The organism is Aestuariivivens sp. NBU2969 (assembly GCF_019931125.1).
Lineage (GTDB): Bacteria > Bacteroidota > Bacteroidia > Flavobacteriales > Flavobacteriaceae > Aestuariivivens > Aestuariivivens marinum.
Genome location: NZ_JAIOUU010000003.1, coordinates 62,922 through 82,653, shown reverse-complemented (window position 1 = coordinate 82,653; position 19,732 = coordinate 62,922). Strand labels below are relative to the sequence as shown.

At 36.6% G+C, this 19,732-nt stretch carries 11 protein-coding genes; 5 read left to right on the top strand and 6 right to left on the bottom strand.

The window, feature by feature from the left end:
* The first annotated feature begins 202 nt into the window (after positions 1 to 202).
* The 5 genes from rpsF to hisS all read left to right on the top strand — a co-directional run bounded on the left by rpsF (position 203) and on the right by hisS (position 3,331).
* On the top strand, positions 203 to 541 hold the full coding sequence (gene rpsF, locus K7G79_RS03365) for a 30S ribosomal protein S6 (RefSeq protein WP_223549145.1): 339 nt from the start codon (positions 203 to 205) through the stop codon (positions 539 to 541).
* A 2-nt stretch (positions 542 to 543) separates the two neighbouring features.
* Positions 544 to 840, top strand: coding sequence for a 30S ribosomal protein S18 (gene rpsR / locus K7G79_RS03360; protein WP_130938278.1), 297 nt, complete (start codon positions 544 to 546; stop codon positions 838 to 840).
* Positions 841 to 853: 13 nt separating this feature from the next.
* Complete coding sequence (gene rplI, locus K7G79_RS03355) at positions 854 to 1,306, top strand: 50S ribosomal protein L9 (protein WP_223549143.1); 453 nt, start codon at positions 854 to 856, stop codon at positions 1,304 to 1,306.
* A 62-nt stretch (positions 1,307 to 1,368) separates the two neighbouring features.
* Positions 1,369 to 1,836 (top strand): DUF6495 family protein, encoded by a 468-nt coding sequence (locus K7G79_RS03350; RefSeq protein ID WP_223549142.1) that lies wholly within the window; start codon positions 1,369 to 1,371, stop codon positions 1,834 to 1,836.
* A gap of 118 nt (positions 1,837 to 1,954) precedes the next feature.
* Positions 1,955 to 3,331 carry a histidine--tRNA ligase gene (gene hisS / locus K7G79_RS03345; protein WP_223549488.1) on the top strand — a complete coding sequence of 459 codons (1,377 nt, stop codon included), beginning with the start codon at positions 1,955 to 1,957 and terminating at the stop codon, positions 3,329 to 3,331.
* 95 nt (positions 3,332 to 3,426) lie between these two features.
* Here hisS and K7G79_RS03340 read toward each other — a convergent pair whose 3' ends face one another.
* The 6 genes from K7G79_RS03340 to K7G79_RS03315 all read right to left on the bottom strand — a co-directional run bounded on the left by K7G79_RS03340 (position 3,427) and on the right by K7G79_RS03315 (position 19,721).
* Positions 3,427 to 6,213: a LamG-like jellyroll fold domain-containing protein gene (locus K7G79_RS03340; protein WP_223549140.1), complete on the bottom strand. Its 2,787-nt coding sequence runs from the start codon at positions 6,211 to 6,213 to the stop codon at positions 3,427 to 3,429.
* A gap of 182 nt (positions 6,214 to 6,395) precedes the next feature.
* Positions 6,396 to 7,217, bottom strand: coding sequence for a T9SS type A sorting domain-containing protein (locus K7G79_RS03335; protein ID WP_223549138.1), 822 nt, complete (start codon positions 7,215 to 7,217; stop codon positions 6,396 to 6,398).
* A 180-nt stretch (positions 7,218 to 7,397) separates the two neighbouring features.
* A complete protein-coding gene (locus K7G79_RS03330; RefSeq protein ID WP_223549136.1) occupies positions 7,398 to 16,163 on the bottom strand; it encodes an HYR domain-containing protein in 8,766 nt (2,921 codons plus the stop codon).
* Between the two features lie 592 nt (positions 16,164 to 16,755).
* Positions 16,756 to 18,030, bottom strand: coding sequence for an MFS transporter (locus K7G79_RS03325; RefSeq protein WP_223549134.1), 1,275 nt, complete (start codon positions 18,028 to 18,030; stop codon positions 16,756 to 16,758).
* Positions 18,031 to 18,033: 3 nt separating this feature from the next.
* On the bottom strand, positions 18,034 to 18,603 hold the full coding sequence (locus K7G79_RS03320) for a helix-turn-helix domain-containing protein (protein ID WP_223549132.1): 570 nt from the start codon (positions 18,601 to 18,603) through the stop codon (positions 18,034 to 18,036).
* A gap of 11 nt (positions 18,604 to 18,614) precedes the next feature.
* A complete protein-coding gene (locus tag K7G79_RS03315; RefSeq protein ID WP_223549130.1) occupies positions 18,615 to 19,721 on the bottom strand; it encodes a 2-aminoethylphosphonate aminotransferase in 1,107 nt (368 codons plus the stop codon).
* Positions 19,722 to 19,732: the final 11 nt, after the last annotated feature.

Genomic DNA, 19,732 nt, shown 5'->3' with positions numbered 1-19,732 from the left:
TTTTAATATTTCGGTTAAGTATCGACAATAGTACAAAAAATTCGGTTAAAAACCAAAAATCATCGATTAAATGCTTAATTTAACAAAAATTTAACATTTAATGAATGACATTATAACTAGTTGTAATAAGTTGGGTTTCACTTGCAATATATGAAATATTTAGCTATTTTTGCACCCATTTTTAACAATAAATTAGATTTTTATGAATCATTACGAAACTGTTTTCATCTTAAATCCCGTTTTATCTGAAGATCAGATAAAGGAAACAGTAAAGAAATATGAAGATTTTCTTGTTTCAAAAGGGGCTAAGATGGTATCTAAAGAAGATTGGGGGCTTAAAAAATTGGCTTACCCTATTCAAAACAAGAAAAGTGGTTTTTACCATTTGTTTGAGTACACCATTGCAGGTGATGCAATTGGTCAATTGGAGCTAGAGTTTAAGCGTGACGAGCGTTTTATGCGTTACTTAACCGTAAAATTAGATAAACACGCTGTAGCTTGGGCAGAAAGAAGAAGAGAAAAACTTAAAGTAAAAGCTTAATTATGGCATCAATAGATCAACAAGCAAAAGGAAAAAAAGACGGAGAAATCAGGTATTTAACTCCGCTTAATATAGAAACCAACAAACAAAAGAAATATTGTCGTTTCAAAAAGTCTGGTATTAAGTACATAGACTATAAAGATCCAGATTTCTTATTAAAGTTTGTAAACGAACAAGGTAAAATTTTACCACGTCGCTTAACAGGAACGTCATTAAAGTATCAAAGAAAGGTTTCTGTAGCTGTAAAAAGAGCGCGTCACTTAGCTTTAATGCCTTACGTAGCAGATTTATTAAAATAAAATACCGATAACGATGGAACTTATATTAAAACAAGACGTTGAAAACTTAGGATTTAAAGACGATGTTGTAACAGTTAAGAGCGGTTATGGTAGAAATTATTTAATTCCTCAAGGCCATGCTATTTTAGCTACGCCATCTGCCAAGAAGGTTTTGGCAGAGAATTTAAAGCAAAGAGCTTATAAAGAAAAGAAAATTGTAGACGATGCCAATAAAACTGCTGAAGCATTAAAGGCTTTAGAGGTTAAAATAACTTCTAAAGTTGGTGCTGGCGATAAATTATTTGGTTCTGTAAACAATATTGATGTAGCTGCTGCTTTAGAGAAAGAAGGTCATGAGATTGACAAAAAATTCATCAATGTGATTGGTGGAAACGTAAAACGTTTAGGCAAATATACTGCTATTGTACGTTTACACAGAGAGGTGACTGTTGAATTACCTTTTGAAGTTATTGCACAAGCTAACTAATTTTATAGTATATAATTTTCAAGCCTCAACCTTAGTTGGGGCTTTTTTTATGATATTTAAAAATGAAGTATTCCAGACTTACCAAAGAACAATTTGAAGAATTGCACCAGGAATTCATAAACTTTTTGGCAACCCAATCCATCACGGCCGATGAGTGGACCAACTTAAAGCAAAACAAACCCGAGCTGGCCGAAACCGAATTAGATGTGTTTAGTGATCTCATTTGGGAAGGGGTTTTAAACCAAGCGGAATATTTAGAGCACATCTCTGCTCAACACATGTATTTGTTTCACTTGGGTGAAGATCATATGAGTGCCATTGTTTTAAATGTTAAAAACGATGTAGATATTACCACTAAGGAGGGTTATCAGTGGCTTAGGGATAACCTGATGGATGAGAATGTTGAATTCTTTCAAGCTGATAAGGATTATAGCGATGATAAAAATTTAGATAAGTTTAAAATGATAGAGCAGGGTGCAGTCATTACCAAAGGCGATCTGTATCAATATTTTGATAAGCTAATTAATTAGATTTGTCATTCCTACGAATGCAGGAATCCATTAAAACTATTATTTTTGTCACACTGAGCGCAGTAGAAGAGTAATCTGAACTAATTACTAAAGCCTAATGTCTAAAGCTTAATGACCAATAATGCAAAAACCAAGTATTCCAAAAGGAACCCGAGATTTTAATCCAGAGCAGGTTGCCAAGCGCAATTATATTTTCAATACCATTCGTGGTGTTTTTGAAACATTTGGTTTTCAACCTATAGAAACCCCAAGTTTTGAAAACTCCGAAACCTTAATGGGTAAATATGGAGATGAGGGGGATAGGTTGATATTTAAAATATTGAATTCAGGGGATTATTTGGTGAAGGCAAATCAGGAGGCCATTGAAAATAAGGACTCGAATGAATTAACGGCCAGTATCTCCGAAAAAGCCCTGCGCTACGATTTAACAGTGCCTTTTGCACGTTATGTGGTACAACACCAAAACGAGATAGAATTTCCGTTTAAACGTTATCAAATCCAACCTGTTTGGCGAGCAGATAGACCTCAAAAAGGTCGGTTTAGGGAATTTTACCAATGTGATGCAGATGTAGTAGGCAGTAAATCGCTTTGGCAAGAAGTTGAGTTTATTCAATTATATGATAGTGTTTTCAAAGCTTTAAAGCTGAAGGGTGTTACTATTAAAATCAATAACCGTAAAATTTTATCGGGTATTGCTGAAGTCATTGGTGCTAGTGATAAGCTTATCGATTTTACTGTGGCCTTGGATAAAATGGATAAAATAGGCGAGAATAAAGTGAAGGAAGAAATGCTTTCTAAAGGCATTTCAGAAGAAGGAATTACTAAGCTACAGCCATTATTTTCTTTGTCGGGAACTTTTGAAGACCAAATAGAAAGTCTAAAAGCTATTTTGTCAACATCAGAAGTTGGATTAAAAGGTATTCAGGAAATAGCATTTATAGATAAGGCTATTTCCGAATTGGATCTATATACTGCAAAACTACAACTGGATGTAACTTTAGCCCGAGGACTAAACTACTACACAGGAGCTATTTTTGAAGTAGCTGCACCAACTTCAGTAAAAATGGGGTCCATTGGGGGCGGTGGCCGTTATGATGACCTAACGGGTATTTTTGGCATGAAAGATATAAGTGGAGTGGGTATTAGTTTTGGGCTCGACCGTATTTATTTGGTGTTGGAAGAGTTGAACCTGTTTCCAGAAACAGTGACTAAAAATATTGAGGTACTGTTTATTAATTTTGGCGAACAGGAAGCCTTATTTTCACTCAAGGCAATTAAACAATTGCGTTCAAATGGTATTAATGCAGAGCTTTATCCTGATGCTGCTAAAATGAAAAAGCAAATGAATCACGCCAATAAGCGTAATATTCCTTATGTGGTTTTAGTAGGTGAATCGGAAATAGCATCCAATATGTATACGCTTAAAAATATGGTCAAGGGAGATCAGGAGCAGGTAAGTCTTGAAGCTTTAATTGGTAAATTAAAACAAAAATAGAGAGTCCCAAATTATTTTGAGACTCTCGTAATTAGCAGAGTTAATGGTAGATTTGGGGTATAAAGCGACTAACTCAAACTAACATGAACTAAAACTTAATATATGAGCACTTTTTTCGATAGTGTACTGTCTATCGTTTCCATTTTTATGACGTAGGTTCCAGTAGGTGTTTTTTTTGCTTTAAGCTCTTGGTAATTTTCATTTTTAAGGTTTGTAAACTCATAAATAGACTGACCTATTACATTATATATTTTAATGGCTTTAATTTCCTTTAATTTAGGATTATGAAGAATAAAGCTTTGTTTTTCATTCGAGAAATAGACATTTAAAGAGTTGTTATCAATACGGTTAGTGCTTAAAGATGGAGCGTTGGAATTTTTAAAAGTGATTTCGAAACGCTCTGTATGCTCACCGGCAGAAAGAAAAACTTCATAAGGTTCTTGCTTCAAATCTTGGTAAATGTTTAGTGCCTTATCATGAAGGTAAATCAGTTTATCGGAATCAACATTTTCTAATTTGTCAATTTTAAGGGATGATAATCCGTCAACATTGGTTTTTATAGCCAATGGAAGCACTTGTTCACTATTAAAATTGGCAACGGCTTGAATGGTTAGTTTAGCACCGCTATCTATAGACCAATACATATCTTCCTTGTTGTCTTCAAATAAATCGGCATCGTAGCCTATGTCGAAACCACTAGTGGCATTTTCGTCAACACCTACGAGTAACTCACGATAATAGCCATTGGGAGAACTGTACAGTAACCTAATTTTTTGTCTGACATCTACTGTTTTATTTACAATATTTTTGAAACTTGTAGATTTCAAAATAGTGGAGGAGGCATCCGATTCTCTTTGGAACACCCGTTGGCTATTTTTAAAAGCAATATCTCCCCCTAGTAACAGGGTATTGTTGTCTTCGGTGTTTCTGGCAAATACAAAAAAACCTTGACCTACAGGAATGTATTGCTCGGGTGTTTTTGTTTTCGGTTTTCCTGTGGTGTTAATTCGTGTGTCATTATTTATGGAAGGAATACCACCCATAAGTGAGTAGGTAGCATAGCCTCCTTTGTAATCCTGTATGGCATGGGTGCTATTGGCATAATGATCCCAGAAATATAAGGAACCATTAATAACATTAATTGTATTTCTCCCTCCAGCTACCATACTAATATTGTCCTTTATAAATGCGCTGGCGTCCAAGGCTGAAGGATATGGATTGCCTACTAAATAATCATTTCCGGTAGCAATTGTTAATGCGATGTCTCCATTATTTGGCATTCCGTTAAAAACATAATTTTGTGTTTGGGAAATCGCACCATGGGTATTATCGACTCCTTTCATGGTGAAACCCTCTCCTGGATAAATGGTTCCAGTGCTTCTCATATGTTGCCATTGTGAATTGGTGTAACCTATTTTTTTTGCATACTTCCAAATCCAATAATCGGCAATGGTGGCTCCTACAGTATTAGCTATGCCTGGAGCCCCATCGTATCCCGAAGAGGCAAATGCTATGTCCAGTGGATTTGAGGAGACCACAGCATCCTTTAACACATCTGGTACCGTAAAATTGTTTTGGGTACTGGTACTGTCTGTTGCGATATTGTTTGTACCAACGGGAGAAGACCAATAGTTATAGGTAAACATATCCTTTGTGCCTTGTTGGTCTTTTTCCAGTGTACCTGTACTGGCTTCTGATAGAATACAACCTTCATCTTGCAGGAGTTGGGATTCCCCTATTAAATCTATTTTGCCATCCAACCTTAAATAATGGGATATATATAGTGCATGGCCAGTGTTTAATTCATCTAATGGTTCATTGGGGTTGGCGATATTGAGTTGGCTGTTGGTGTCCATGACTAAACCAAGCAGGGTAATGTTGCTATTTGGGCCGTTTATAGTATGGGAAAGTTTAACAATATTCCAGTCTATTGTAGTAACGCCATCAATACCAATGGTATTGGGGGAATTCCAAACCGTATCCCCAAAGCTCCAGGGTGTAGAAGTTGTTTTATCTAACCAATTGCCGTTAGCTTTTGTTGTATAGGGAAGAGGGGCAGTTTGTTCCTGTTTAGTAGTCATATTCTCTGGACTTCCATTTCTAGCGTAACTGGATTTATCGGTTGCATCGTTAGCGTTCATGTTGTAATAACCTTCCAGATTGTTCCAAAGCAAACCGCCAGAGATTTTCAAAGGAATGATTTTACCTTTTATGGCGACACCATCTTGTTCAATTTCCTGATTCATCATTTCATGTATTTGATCAGGTGTCAGGGCTATATTCCAAAGGCGTACTTCATCAATAAAACCATTAAAATAATTATTGGGTGAAGTAGGTGTATCACTGTTATACGTTGCACCTATTAAGAATTTTTCATCACCATAAGATGGTGGGGTCGAACTAGCACTTCCAACTTCTATTCCATCTATGAATAGTTTAGCCAATGAACCATTATAGGTGGCAGTAATATGATACCAGCGATTATTAGTTATGGGATATGGGGAGGTTATATCAACTAGTATTAAGCCGAAATTATTATAGAACTTAAGATTGGGATGGTTGTTTTTTATAGTGAATTGATATCCGCTACCATTTGATGTTTTTGTGTTGCTTTTGGAAATGATTGTTCCTGTAGATACTGTTGTTTCTTGAAGTATCCAGGCTTCCATTGAAAATGTAGTATCAAATTCAAAAGCCGTGTTGTCACCAAAATCAATATAATCATTTATACCATCAAAGTCTAATTTGGAAGGTTTGTTTGGAGGGCTTAAGTTCTGCCTGTTTATTGATTTTACACTATAGCATAAAGCCATTAAGCTTTTGCATAACAATAAACAGGTTATGATAATGAAATACTTTCTTTTGAATGAAAGTGTTCTCATTAGGTTAAGTTTTAGTTGGGGTTAATATTTATATTATAAAATTATATTTAAAATCTATGAAATGCAAATAAAATCGATGAAATACACAACTTTAAATATTTGTATAAAGTATATGTATAAAAAAAGTGTCTAAAAAAAATTATTTTTTAAACACTTTAGATTGATTGTAATGACTAATTCTTTTAATTTATTATAAGCTGTTTAGTGGACATTTTACCATCATCACTTTCAACCGTTACAATGGCATGATTACTATTTAAATTTAATAGGTTGGTTTTTATAAGGTTATCCCTTAGATTATTTTTTGAATATAGTTTTTGACCGTTAATATTATAAACAGTTATTTTGTTTATATTGCTTCCATCACTGGTTTTAACGAATAGCTCTTTGGTGCTTCTTAAATAATTTATTTGAGCATACTCTATAGATTCATCTGTTGTTGATAGGCTGTTTTTAGCTAAAGCACTAGAATTGTCTTTAAAAGCAATGAAAAAACGATCAAGGTATTCGCCATTAGTCATATTCTCAGTGAAGGTGGCCTTATTTATTTTTGTATAAGTCTCATAAAGTGAATCGTATATGTAAACATTTATGGGAGTTTCAAAATTTTCAAGTTCTTGGAGGTCAATCTTAATGTTTCCATCATTTTTCAAAAACATCCCGAGTGGATATTGTTTGTTATCATCAAAAGCTCCAACACCTTGTATTAAATATCTATCATCGTCAATCATCCAATTTAAATCGTCTGGAAGATCGTCTCTATTTAAGGCATCATATCCAAAATCAAAACCATCACTTGCACTATCATCTGATGTAAAACCTAATAATAAATATCTTATAATCCCATTTGGAGATGTAAAATAAATACGAACTCTTTGAATTTCTGTTGAAGTTGAAGAAGAGTTTTTAGAATTATTAGCATTGTTTGTATTAGTTGCATTAACTATTCCATTAAAAAGGAATAGGATAGCAAGTATTAAACATAAGCGAGTAATTTTTGTCATTAGATTTGGGGTTTAATAGACATTAAATTAAATTGCTGATGCAATATAAAACAAAATTAGTAATATAACGACAAAATACAAAAAAATACGATAAAGTGTAAAATATATAACCTGTTAATCGATAAAATACATAAAAAAATGGACAAGAAGTCCATTTTTCACTTTTTTACTTTTAGTTATTTATTGTCCAACAACTATCTTTTTATTTATCGATCCTGTTTCTGTTTGAACCTTGATTATGTAGCTACCTTCTGAAATATTTCTTACTGGAATTTTTATATCATTTGAAAAATGAACCGTATTGGATATATCCCATTTATTGATTGTTTGCCCCAAAATATTGATTAAATATATTTTCTTTAAAATTATATTATTGTTTGTTTTAACATGTATTTCATTGGTTCTTTGAAGGTAATTAACTCCTATTTGCTCAAGTAACTCATCATTAGTGGAAAGGGAATTCTTTTTAGAGAAGGTCACATAAAATCTGTCAAGATACGTACCCGGATCTAAAGTTATATTGAATTCTTGATTATTGATTTTTGTATAATTACCTAATAGAGAATCATATATATAGACTTTGGTATTTGAAGGTAAGTTTTCCAATCCGGTTAAATGAATTTCAATTAGTCCTCCAGTTTCAGAAAATATAGCAAGGGGATATTCCTTGTTTTCATCAAATGCCCCAACGCCTTGAATGATATAATTTTTGTCACCAATTCTAAAGAGCATATCGTTCGGGTGGTTTTCTCTATTTATGGCGTCATATCCAAAATCAAAACCATCAGTAGCTGAGTTATCGGGAGTAAACCCTAATAATAACGGTCGTTTTGCTCCTTCAGGTGTCCTAAATAATAACCGAACCCTTTGTATATCATCAATTTCTTGGTTATTTTGTGGAACAGGCGTATTTGTTTTTCCTTTCGTATTGGTTTGTTTCATAAACACAGACTCTCCACCTTGTTCAGTTTTAAAAATGCGATGTCTATTATGGAAGGTCACATCCCCTGAACCAGAACCAGATTCAACTGCATACACAAAAAAGCCTTGCCCTACAGGAATATAATAGTCCGGTATTTTATTGGATGATCCTAAGCCACTTATTTCATATCCATCAATGGTTATTAATGGTGCCACGGCTTGATTTCCACCAATTAAGGTTAGTTGTGCATAACCACCTTGATAGTCTCTCAGTACGTGTGTGTTATTTGTATCGTAATGTACCCAAAAGTAAAGGGCTCCATCAAAACTCGAGGAGGTGCCTGGGTTACCACCTGGGATATTGTCCTTAATGAATTTTCTAGCATCAAAGGCAGATGGGTATGGATTTCCAACCAATGCTTCATTGCCAAATGATATTGGTGTTGTGATGGTTCCATTATGGGGAAGTCCATCAAAAACATAATTTTGTTCATTTCCAGAGGCACCACTACCTTTCATTGTAAAACTTAGACCTGGGGTTAAAGTTCCTGTTTCTTGTAAATATTCCCAATTAGCATAAAAGTTAATAGGATTGTTCTTGAATGCCCATATCCAGCGTCTGCTCAAAGTAATACCAGATGTAGTTGGATTAGCATTATATCCACTAGTCCATTGTAAAGGTAATGGATTGTTAGTATCTGTACCATCCTTTAACACACCACTAACGTTGTACGCCCCATTATAAGTAGGACTTACGGGTGAACTCCAATAATTATAATTATATAAATTAGATTGCCCTTGTTGGTCACGTTCTAAGTGTCCAGAACTAGCAGCGTCCAAAATACTTTCGCTTACTTGGTTAGTTATTTCCGGCGTGCTTGCATTGTTGTCATGATCATAATACCCGTATTTTTTCTGAATGAGTTGCGATTCACCAATCAAATCAATTAACCCATTTAAAAGTAAATAATGTGAAATATTTAGTTCATGTCCAAGATTGTTTTCATCTTGAGTGCCAGTGTTAGTAATTGTAAGTTCGGCAGTATCTACAAGTAGTCCAAGTAGGGTTACATCTTGTAAATCTGAAGTAATATTATGCCCTGTTCTTACAATATTCCAATCTATAGGATCTCCATTAATACCTGTGCTATTTGGGTGGTCCCATACAGAGTGTCCCCACTTCCAAGGAGAAGCAGCATCATTTCCAGTTGTGTTAACGGCATTCCAATTGCCATCCTCATCAGATTCATATGGTAGTGGTGCTGTTTCTTGTTGGGTGGTTTCAATATTGCGCATTTGTCCGTCTGGACCAATTCCAAAAGTTGATGTCAAGTAACCTGTTCCCGAGAGTGCAGCAGGTTGAAGCATTCTATAATAACCTGTTAAAGTAGACCAATTTAAACCTGCAACATCTATTGGTACAATAGTTCCTGTAGTGGCCGTACCGTTATTGACAATAGGTTGGTTCATCATTTGGCGTATTTGTTCCACCGTTAAGGCCGTGTTCCAAATACGTAATTCCTGCATCCATCCACTGTAGTAATTAACAGGGTTTGGATTACCACCAGCGGGATTTTGATCCATGGCGCCGAGCATAAATTCGTCACTATTTGAAATAGGTATAGTACCAGTTCCCGAACCTACTTGGATACCATCTACATATAAAATATAATCAGATCCATCATATGTTAGGGCAATATGATACCATCTATTGGTTCCTAAAGCATTAGAAGCCGATATAATACCTCCGTTGTTATACCTGAATGAAAGATTTGTGCCTTCTAATCTTAAATCGTATCCATGAGAGAGGTCTGATACGTCTCTTTTCGAGAAAATGGTTTGTATAGCATTATTGGCTCCACCGTCATTTTGGGTAGGATCCGGTTTTACCCAGATTTCAAAACTAAAAGGACCACTTAAATTGTATTCATTCTGAAATGTTACGTGATCATTGTCACCATCAAAGTCCAAGGTATTACAACCTTCTCCAAATGAAATCACAACAAGATCTTGATCACAATCAATCTCCCAAAGTAATTGATAGGTTGTACCTGCTTGACCTGTAAAAATCGCATTAGGATCGGTTATGCTAGAGAAACTACCTCCGGTACCGGATACTATGTACCAACTTCCGGGTAAAGGAGTGCCATTAGAATCTGTTCCTGAGGCATTTAAAACTGTTGAGGTTACACCGCAATTTGCAACACTTAAATCTTGATCAGGACCTGCATTCGCGGTTGTTTCTAAAGGTTGGGTTACATCTATGGATGCATTTTCCGTACATCCATTGGCATCTGTAACATCTACGGTATAGGTTCCAACAGCTAAATTAATTGCGGTTTGAGTAGTTTGCCCATCACTCCATAAATAGGAATATGGTGCCGTACCACCTGACGGATAAATTTTTGCTGTTCCACCATTGGCGCCTTGGTAACATTGTGGTTCATTGAATTCAGTGGATAAGGTCAGTACAGTTGGTTGTGTAATGGTTACGTTTCTTGAAATCTGACAGCCATTAACATCTGTTGCCACTACGTTATAAGTTCCAGGGGCAAGACCTGATGCCGTTTGAGTAGTTTGACTATTGCTCCATAGATATGTATAAGGTGCAGTACCTCCAGTAACATTTATAGTGCCGGTTCCATCAGCAGCTCCATTACAAAATACATTAGTTTTGGAGGTTGTTGCGTCTAAGGCTGTTGGTTGGCCAATAGTAACACTAGCTGTAGCTGTACAATTGTTGGCATCTGTTACTGTAACGGAATAACTGCCTGTTGCTAAACCTGTAGCTTCTTGAGTTGTTTGACCATTACTCCATAAGTATGTATATCCAGGTCCTGGTGTTCCTCCGGCAGGAGTTACTATTGCAGTACCATTGCTGTTACCGAAACAGAGTGGTTCTGTACCAATAGCTGTTGCTGTAAGCAATGGCGGATCCGTAATTGTTAAAGAGGCAAAATCGGTACATCCATTGGCATCGGTAACGGTTACACTATATGTGCCAGCACTTAAATTAGTGGCCGTTTGTGTTGTTTGTCCGTTAGACCAGACATAGGTATAAGGTGCTGTTCCACCGGAAACATTAACCTGGGCATACCCATTCGATCCACCATGACATGGAGGCACGTTAGGGTCGAAACTATCTATGGTTAATTCAGGTGGTTCCCCAACCGTTACGGAGGTTGTAAAGGTGTAAGGGTCTGAAACGGTCATTTCTAAATCCTCATCGTAATAGGTGTTGGAGTCGGTAACCGTTACCGTATAAGTTCCAGGGCTCAGTCCAGTCTGACTTTGTGAGGTTGGGTCTAAACCACTACCATCGTTGGTAGTCCATAGATATGTGTACGGAGGTGTACCACCAAAGGCATTAACAGTTGCAGTGCCATTGTTGGCTCCTGCGTAACATAAAATATCCGTTGCAGTAGCAATTGCACTCAAAGGAGAGCTTACAGTAATATCAAATCCTGGACAAAAACACTTTGGCTCTCTTTGACCGCAAGGAGTTTTAGCTAATTTGGTCCAGGAGATTAAGAATTTTGATATTTCTATGGTACTACCACAAACATAGCTATTATCAATAAATAAGTAAGCGGCCCCAGTACCAATTTTTTCACCTTCATATAAACATTCTTCAATAGATTCTACTGTTACCTCTCCAGTTAATGGGTGAGTAGTAACATATTCTGCAACTACGTTAAGGTTATAATTGGTATTATCTCCATGATCTAAATAAAACCAAATATAAACGTCTTCAGTAATAACTGTTCCTGGAATACCACAAGAACCAAGAGGATCGCCATTAACATCTCCAACATACCAATCTAATAACTGATAATCCTGAGAAACGCAACGTTCACACTCTACATCGAACTCAATACAGGAGTCAATAAATATATTGAAGGAATAACTTACCGTTTGTCCGGATTCGTCAGTAACGCTAAGTGCAACCGTTTTGTTACCTCCAATAGTATAAATAACCTCAATAGTTGAATTGTCGTTTACAGTTGTGTAAGGATTACTGGGTGATTGTACATTAGCTCCAAAATTCCAGGTATAGGTTAAATTTCCATAGCCACCCGTAATTAGTGGAACCCCATTCGGGTCAAGTAATCTTACATATAATCTTTGTAAATCCACAGATAAGTTGGGGTCACAGGCTGCTTCATAATCTAGTACAATGTTGATGATGTCTGCAACTATAATCGTTTCTGTAACTTGACACCCTTTGCTGTCAGTAACGATAACAGAATGAGAGCCTTGACTTAGACCAGTTGCAGTAGAACTAGTTTGGCCATTACTCCATAAATAGGTATAAGGCCCCACACCACCGGTAGGTGTTGCGGTAGCCGTACCATCCGATTGTCCAACACCGGAAGTAACTGTAGTACTCATGGCTACGGTTAAGGCATCTGGACTAGAATAGGTTATATTTTGTACTAATATACAATTGTTGGCATCAGTAATTGTTACTGTATGTGGTCCAGCTGCTAATCCAGTGGCCGTGACTCCGGTTTGTCCATTGCTCCAAGAATACGTATAGGGCTCTACACCCCCAGATGCTGTTACGGTAGCTGTCCCATTATTATCTTCAGCACAACCAATCGTATCAGTAGTGTATGTCGCGGTAATAGGAGTAGGTTCTGTAATGACCACATCCAGTTGTTTTTCGCAGCCATTAGCATCCAAAACACCCATTGTATGGGTTCCTGAACTTAACCCTGTAAAGGTATTGCTACCTTGGTAAATACCATTGTTAATATTGTATTGATATCCTGGTGTACCGCCAGTTGCTGTTATTGTTATGGAGCCTGTATTATCTCCATGACAATTAACGTCTACATGCGTTTCAGAAATCGTAATGTCATCAGGTTCTGTTATCGTGACCGTTGCGGTAACCGGACAATTATAAAAATCTGTTACCGTTAAAGTGTATGTGCCGGCAGCTAAACCTGTGGCGGCTAAAGTGGTTTGTGCTGAGGGGTCATCCCATAAATAGGTATATGGTGCTTTACCTCCTTGAGTAATAACGCCACTAGCACTACCGGTGGCTTCCCCATAACATAATACATTTTGCCAACTTGGGATATCTATTTGTAAACGTGTCGATTCATTTATCGTAACTTCAACAGGAGCTGATACACAGCCTTGAGAATCTCTAACCTCGAAGTAGTAGGTACCATCTATGAGACCTCCAAAATCGCCATCGCTAGTCCAGGTTACGGTGGCGTCACCATACATTTGGTACTCATATCCACCATTTCCACCTTGTCCTTGAACAACCACACCTTTAGAGCCAGGTTCAAAGCAATTGGCGTCGGTTAATTGCACATCTGCTATAAGTGCTTCTGTAGGACCAATAAGAGTGGTTGAAATATCTACAGTACAACCATTAGTATCCCTTGTTGTTATTGTATGGGAGCCACCTATTAAATCGTTAAACGTGCCACTGCTTTGAAATGGGCCACCGTCAATACTATATTCATAAGGTGACGTACCATTAGCTCCAGCTACTGTTATTGATCCGGTTGGACCATCAAAACAGAATAAATTAGTGGATTGATTTGTTATTGCGGACGTTAATTGTGTAGGTTCTGTAATGGTTACCGTACAGGTGCTAGAACAACCTTCGGAGTCGGTTACTGTAATTGTATGCGTGCCGGCTGGTAATGCATTAGGGTCTAAACCACCCCAATTATAGGTATAAGGGCCATTGCCCCCAGACCCGCTAACGGTAGCAATACCATCAGAGCCTCCAAAACAACTAACTTGTTGGGTTACTGATGTATTACAAACAACAGGGTCTATGGTTATAGTTTGAGTTGATGTAGATTGGTTATTGGCATTATCAGTAAATATCCAGGTAATGGTAGTTGTAGTGGTTATAGGTAATGCTACATCAGGAACACCTGAAATAGTACCACCAGTACAATTGTCTGTAGTTGTTGGTATAGCTGGCGTGTAATCACAACCCCATAATATATTAGTTAAGTTTGGAGCTATGGGAGGGATATTGTCTACGACCGTTACATCTGCAAAGCAGCTAGAAGCGTTACCGTTAGTATCTGTAACATCTAATCTCACCGAATTAAGACCTAAATCGGAACAGTCGAAAGTCGTTTTACTAGCAACTAGATTAACAACGCCGCAAGCGTCGGTAGACCCACCATCAATATCTGCTGCGGTTAATGAGCCATTACCATTGGCATCTAAATAAACTGTATAAGATTGACAAACTGCTGTAGGCTGTACGTTATCCTCTATAATTACAGTAACGTCGCAAGTATCTGTATTGCCTCCTCCATCGGTGGCAATTAAAGTTACTGTATTAGAACCTACGTCCGTACAATCAAAGTTCGATTGGCTTAAAGATAAAGTAACCCCGCAAGGGTTTGCTCCATCGTTACTTCCATTATCCAATAAGGCTGGATCTAAAGTATAGTTCCCGGTATTGTCTAATTGTACGGTTAGTGGAGTTGCTCTGCATATGGCAACAGGATCAATGTCATCAACTACAGTTACGTTGGCAGTACATGTTGATGTATTTCCAGCACTATCAGTTACGATCATATCGACTTGCATGATACCTACATCTGTACAGAAGATGTTCATGGTATTCCCTCCATCGGCAAATGAAACATTCACATTACCACAAGCATCAAAACTACCATTGTTAATATCGTTCACATTTAATTTGTCTCCATGGGTATTGGCACCATCTGAGTCAAGAATAATTGTAAAGTCCTTGCAAATAGCAACAGGAGGGTCTTTATCATTTATGGTTACCGTGAAGCTACACGTATCGGTGTTACCAGCAGGGTCTGTTGCCGTATAGGTAACAGTTGTAGTGCCAACATTAAATGTGTCTCCCGGGGTATGTGTGCTTGTGAGTGTTACCGAGCAATTATCACTAGCTGTTGGTGGTGTCCAAGTAGCCGTATTACTACAGGTTCCAGAGATATTGTCCAATGTAATGTTTGATGGGCACCCTGAAATTGTTGGGTTGTCATCATCGGTAATGATCACATCGAAAGAACAAGTTGAGAAGTTGCCTTCAGCATCTGTTGCGGTATAAGTTACGGTAGTTGTTCCAACGTTGAACGTATCGCCAGAGCTATGGGTGCTCGTAAAGCTTGCTACGGCACAATTATCAGCAGCGGTGGGCGCAGTCCACGTAACGACTGCGTTGCAGCCAGTGGCATCTGTACCTTGGTTGATGTCTGTTGGGCACCCTGAAATTGTTGGGTTGTCATCATCGGTAATGATCACATCGAAAGAACAAGTTGAGAAGTTGCCTTCAGCATCTGTTGCGGTATAAGTTACGGTAGTTGTTCCAACGTTGAACGTATCGCCAGAGCTATGGGTGCTCGTAAAGCTTGCTACGGCACAATTATCAGCAGCGGTGGGCGCAGTCCACGTAACGACTGCGTTGCAGCCAGTGGCATCTGTACCTTGGTTGATGTCTGTTGGGCACCCTGAAATTGTTGGGTTGTCATCATCGGTAATGATCACATCGAAAGAACACTGTTCTACACTATCAGAATTACCTAATCCGTCGTCTGCAGTATATTGTATTGTCGTTGTGCCAACAGGAAAATTATAATCTGGAATAATGTTTATTCCAAGAGAATTGTTCGAATCATTGACAGCTCCTGTCATAGTCCAATTTAATGATATAACACTTACATCATAAGTGGGAGTTAAATCAACTTCATTTATTATGGCATCACAAGAATTTAGATCGCTACTTAGATTGATATTTCCAGGACATATAAGGTTTGGAGTTATTAAGACTGGATTTTTTGCACTATTAGTAAGGTTGCTTAAGTCAGAATAATTAACATTTACTTTTCTATTATCATTATCAAGCAACTTAGCATAATCCGAAATCAAGCCATAATAAGGGGTGTCATTATTTGAAGAAGGAGCAGGACTCCTTTTTAAGTAAAAATTATTTGCTAACAGCGAACTGCAAAATAATAGGCTACTTAAGATATAAAGAAACTTAAAAAAGTATTTTCTCTTCATAAATTGTTAATATTTAGGGCATTGCACAAACGTAAACAGGTTCGTTTTCTTACTTTCTTTAAAAAACGAACTAATTATAGGTTTTACGTGCTATTAACCAATTATGAGGGATATGTAAAATTAGAATGTCCTTCGGTATATGTCAAAAATACTCGTTGAAATACCCTTATTTCCTATTAGTAGGATCATAAAAATTTTCACATAGATTAATTAATATTAATCTGTTATAAAACAGTTAATTAGAATTTTTATCAACTCATTTAATAAATATTTTAGATAAATAACTGTTTTATGGACACGAATATAGGATAAAAAATTTATAAAACATCTATAAAACGCAAAAAAAATCGATGAAATACAATAATATTATTAATTTCATGTGATCGATTACTAATTTAAGGTGTTGTAAATCAATAAGATATTGTGTTTGTTTCTAATAATTTGAACGTGGAAATTAAATTTTATTATTTTCTTTAGAATTTAGTATCAAAGAATGCCTAATCTATACTGTTGCATTTGTACAATATAGATTCTAAATTTTAAAATAGAAATATTACATGATTTATTTTCTCTTAGTTATGACAAAATTTATTTAAGAAATATATTTTTCAGGACTTTTATAATTCCATTTCAAGGCAGCTAATCCACCACCAACTAAAGATAAAATAACAAAGAAATTAAATAGGTTATCCCAACCATAAGCTTCATTAACGGCTACAACGATAAACCCTGAAAACATTTGTCCAATAGAACCTGTTCCATTGATAATCCCTGCAGCCATTCCTGCTCCTTTTTTGCCGCCAACATCCATTGCGCCTGCGGTACAAATGAGGGAATCTGGCCCATAAGTGGCAATGCCAATTAAAGCGATGCTTGATATAACTCCCATTTTACCAAAGGACACTAATGTGCCATGTAATAAACATACAGCGGCCAAACCTAGCATCATTAAGGCCACGGTACTGAATCGCTTGGATTTAAAAAGCTTATCTGAAGAATAACCAGCCAATATAACGCCAAAAAAACCTATAAGCTCGTAAACCGATGATATATATCCTGAGTCGTTAACATCATAATTCAAGGCTTTTTCCAAGTATATTGGTAGCCAAAATAAAAAGGCGTATCGTGTAAGTTTGAGAATAAAATAACAACTGGAATAGATCCAAAGAGCGTTGTTTTTGATTAAAATTTTTAAAATCTTAATATTATCTTGATTATCATCGCTGTCTGTTTGGTATTTGTCTTCAAGTATTGAAGACAAATTAACCTCTTGTGGATTGTTTCTTGTGAATAGTAGGTAAAGGAAAGCTATAACTACAAGTACCATAGATGGAAAAAAGAAGCCTCTTTTCCAGCCCAATTCAGACATAAAATCCATATCGAACGCCGTATAGGTAGCAAAAACCGTGGCTAAAAAACCTCCTGTTACATAACATGTAGACCACCATGACATAACAATTCCCCGTTCATTACTTCTGTACCAAGGCGTCATGTTTTTAATTAAGCCACTCCAGCCTGTAGATTGTCCATAACCATTTAATGATATTAAGAAAATAATAATACCAACAGAAAACGATAAGCCCAAAAAAATATTAGCTATGGCTGCTAAGAATAGACCTGTACTCACTATTATTCTAGGGCCAAATTTATCCGACAGATAGCCATTAACAAATTGACCAATGGTATAAATTAAACTGTAAACAAAAATAATAGAGGCATAGTCAGAGTTGTCTAAACCTAGATCGGCCTCCATGGAACTCCAGGTTACCGATAGGTTTTTTCTGCAAAAATAAAATCCAGCATAGGCCAACCAAGTTAGGAGGAATACGCGTTTCCTCCAATACTTTTGTTCAGTGGTTAAGGGCATAAATTAAAAAGGGTTTTTCTGTATGAAATACATTTTTAGTAATTGTGCATTTTCAGAATACTTATTATGGACAGCATGGGGAACAGAGCCATCAAAGAATAGAATATCACCTTCATTTAAAACAATGGATTCTTCATTTATAATGTAATCCAGTTTCCCGTTTACAACATAAATTAACTCAACGGCATCTGTTGAAATAGGTTCTCTATAAACGCCTTTATTAACCCTAACAATGTAAGTACGTAGTGTGCTGTCTGATAATGAATTGGAAAACAGAAAGGTATATTCTAAGCCCATGGAGTCTTCACGATCCTCTAATTCACCTTCCCCATGTCTTATTAGTACATAGGGTTCTGTGTTGTTGGACATTAGATTTAATTCGCCTAAATCTATTTGCAGGGCTTGCATAATTTTTAGTAAAACAGGAAGTGAGGGCGTGGTCCTAAAATTTTCTATTTTTGAAATCAAGCCTGTACTTACATCACTCATTTCGGCAACCTGCTTTAGGCTCAATTCTTTACTTAAACGCACTCTTTTTAATTGCTTTCCTAGATTTACTAAAATATCATCCATGTTTTAGTGGTTTATGAGAAATTTATCTTAGCAAGATACGATTTTAATACTTCAAGAAAAGCCTTGATATCGTTGTGGTCAATTTGACCGATATTGGAAATTCTGAAGGTATCGTAATTATTTACTTTTCCAGGATAGATGGTAAATCCTCTATCGAAGAAATAGTCATGCATTTCATCAAAATCGTAAGCTTCTGTTTTGGGCTCTATAATAGACGTAATGATTTTTGAGTGGTATTTTCTATCTATCAAGTACTCTAATCCTAAAGCTTCTATACCATCCAACAAGGTTTCCCAAGACTTAGAATAACGCTCATAGCGGGCTTCTATGGTTTCTTCCTGTGTTTCAACGATAGCTTGTTTTAAGGCATAAAACGTTTGTACAGGAGGGGTGAAACGGGTTTGATGTGTTTTCTCGAAGTAAGCGTATTGCGCATACAGATTTAAATATAGGCTTCGCATAGGTATGGAAGCCGTTGCTTCTAATGCTTTTTTATTACAAATGGCAAAACCTATACCTGCCATACCTTGTATGTTTTTATTCGAACTTGCTGCCAAGAAGTCAATATTCATGGCTTTCATATCTACTGGAATGGCGGCAAACCCACTCATAGAGTCTACTATAAAACTAATACTGTGGTTTTTACAAATGTCACCAACAGCAGCAATGTCATTTAACAACCCAGTTGTGGTTTCATGGTGAATCATGGCCAAATGTGTCAATCCATCAGTGTTTTTAATGGTGTCTTCCAAAGCGCTTAAGTCAATTGGTTCAATTGAAGACGATTCAAAAACAACAGTGGGGATTTTATAAACACTTGTAATTTGGCACATCCGCTTTCCGTAAGCACCATTATCTATAATTAATACCTTGCCACTGTCTGGAATTACAGAATTTAGAATAGCTTCTACTGTTGCTGTGCCCGATCCTCCAAATAATACTGTAGCATACTCTTTTGGGTCTCCAACGAATCTCGTTATTTCTGTGGAACAAAACTCCATAAGATCCCCAAATTCTTTTTCCCTCGGACAAATGTCTGGTACCGCTTGCGCTAATTTTACCGAATCTGTGGTCGTAGCTGGTCCAGGGTTCAATAATACATTTCTTTTAATTTCCATAAAATATTGTT